The sequence below is a fragment of the Moorena sp. SIO4G3 genome (assembly GCF_010692305.1).
GTDB lineage: Bacteria > Cyanobacteriota > Cyanobacteriia > Cyanobacteriales > Coleofasciculaceae > Moorena > Moorena producens_A.
Window position 1 is genome coordinate 1 of the sequence record NZ_JAAHIG010000684.1, and the last position, 2,104, is coordinate 2,104.

At 39.5% G+C, this 2,104-nt stretch carries 3 protein-coding genes; all 3 read right to left on the reverse strand.

What is annotated here, in order from left to right:
• Positions 1-462: 462 nt before the first annotated feature.
• Complete coding sequence (locus F6J99_RS44540) at positions 463-804, reverse strand: histidine triad nucleotide-binding protein (protein WP_293123732.1); 342 nt, start codon at positions 802-804, stop codon at positions 463-465.
• Positions 805-857: 53 nt separating this feature from the next.
• On the reverse strand, positions 858-1,055 hold the full coding sequence (locus tag F6J99_RS44545) for a hypothetical protein (protein ID WP_293123735.1): 198 nt from the start codon (positions 1,053-1,055) through the stop codon (positions 858-860).
• A 308-nt stretch (positions 1,056-1,363) separates the two neighbouring features.
• Complete coding sequence (locus tag F6J99_RS44550; RefSeq protein ID WP_070394564.1) at positions 1,364-1,687, reverse strand: hypothetical protein; 324 nt, start codon at positions 1,685-1,687, stop codon at positions 1,364-1,366.
• Positions 1,688-2,104 lie beyond the last annotated feature (417 nt).

A 2,104-nucleotide genomic window follows, 5' to 3' on the forward strand; every position in this document is an offset into this window, starting at 1 on the left:
ACCCAATTGCAGAACTGAGACCACACAGAGGTGTTGCTCTGTTGTAATACAGTAGTCATGTTCTTATGATTGCGGGTATGAATATGAAGTTATCGAGGTTCGTCCGGCTTGTGTGCGCCTTCATGTATTTATATTAAGTAATATATTTAGTTTTGTAAAGGGTTTCGCGAGTAATTTCCCCTCAGGTTATTAAATAATGTAAATAAGTAAAAATTATATTAGATAAGTATTGACAAATAAATAGTAGTGTTATAAACAGCGACAATAGTCAAAAAAAATAGCGTTCGCGTTCGCGAAGCGTGGCCTTTTGGCCAAGGTCAATCGCATAAAACTAAAGGCGCTCCACGGAACGCCTCTATATATATAGTCTGAGATATAGAGCTTGAGCCTAGTTCTTGCGGTAACTCCTAACTGAGACACCAACTCAAGACTCAGCACTCAACACTGAGCACTAAAAAAACCTCAACCAGGAGGCCACTTCATTTGGCGTTGACCCAAGATGTGCAAATGCAGGTGATCAACTGTTTGACCACCATCAGCACCATTATTAATCACCAGTCGATAGCCATTGGTCAAACCGACTTGCTCAGCAACTTGCTTAGCCGTTAACAACAGGTGTCCCATCAGAGCTTCATCTTCAGACTGAGCTGCTGCCAGTTGAGGAATGGGCTTCTTGGGAATTACCAGAATATGAACTGGTGCCTGAGGGTTAATATCCTTGAAGGCAAGGGCTAAATCGTCTTCATAAACAATATCCGCTGGAATTTCTCGGCGGATAATCTTGCTAAAGATGGTTTCGCTCATAGCAACTGCCAATACTATGTTTACTAGATCAGCTGCAATTGTGACACAAAATGTCAGGTACCTATAGCATTGTTATTGGAGTTGTGAACATAGTCGCGCTTGGGAAAGGCAACAGGCAACAGGCAACAGGCAACAGGCAACAGGCAACAGGCAACAGGCAACAGGCAACAGGCAACAGGCAACAGGCAACAGGCAACAGGCAACAGGCAAGAAAGTAGATCGAGATTTTTGGTCATGGAAAGAACTTTCATCCTTGTCGGACGATAATGCCCGCGTTATAGTTAACAAAATAGTTATAATTACTATATCTATAACGTTGCTAAAAATAATCGTTTATATGATAAATTTTAAACTATAAAACTAGATATATTTATATATTTTATCTAATTTTATAGTAAATTATTATGATTTTTTTTAAATAAAATGCAAAAATATATTTCCGTATATTTTTGCATTTTACCTTTTGCTTTTTGCCTTGTTAAAACACATTTAAAATGCTTTTTAGCTTAATCCTTACCATCAGCCCCTACACTTAGATCGAGGGGCTAATGCCCTCAATCTAATGTTCCATTCGTATTGGTGGAGTCATCATAATCGGTCCTGTTCTATAAATTGGTATGGTCTTGGGTTTAGGAAAAGGTATGGGCCGTGGATGTTCAAAAACAGGAGGTGTTGGTTGGGGTATTGGGCGTGGACATTTGGGAAAAGGTTCTGGGTGTTCAGGCATAGGAACTGCCGTAGGTGCTGGACACAGAATGTATGGTGTTTGGGGAGTCGGACCACATCCACCCTGAACCATAGTATCTTGCTGATCTAGATCATTGAGAAAGGTTTCCTCATCGGATAACAACTCAAAACCGATGGGTAACTCAGAAATTTCCATTATTAGTTTTCCTCCATAGGAGTGTGACGGATGACTTTATTCAAGATTTCTGTAAGTCTACAAATTCTGTTTTAGATAAAAATATCAGTTTCGTCTCGCCAAAATGGCAAGTTTTTAGTGGAAAACTAGAGTATCAATAGATAAAGAGCAATGGGATAACTGCTGAAAATATAACAGCCTGATTATTGCTTGTTAACTGTTGAGTGTTGATTGTTCTACGGTTAGGGACAAGACTTGCCCCTACTATCGGTTAACTTCTCAAGGGTAAACAACAAACATTTTCTCTTTAAGTCGTGCATCTACTGATCATCTACTAATATTGTGCAACCACTATCATCTGAAACGATTTCCTCATATCTATTGGATATAGGGCTGTGTACTCCGTCAGACCTAGAATCTATCCAGGTGAAATCCGCT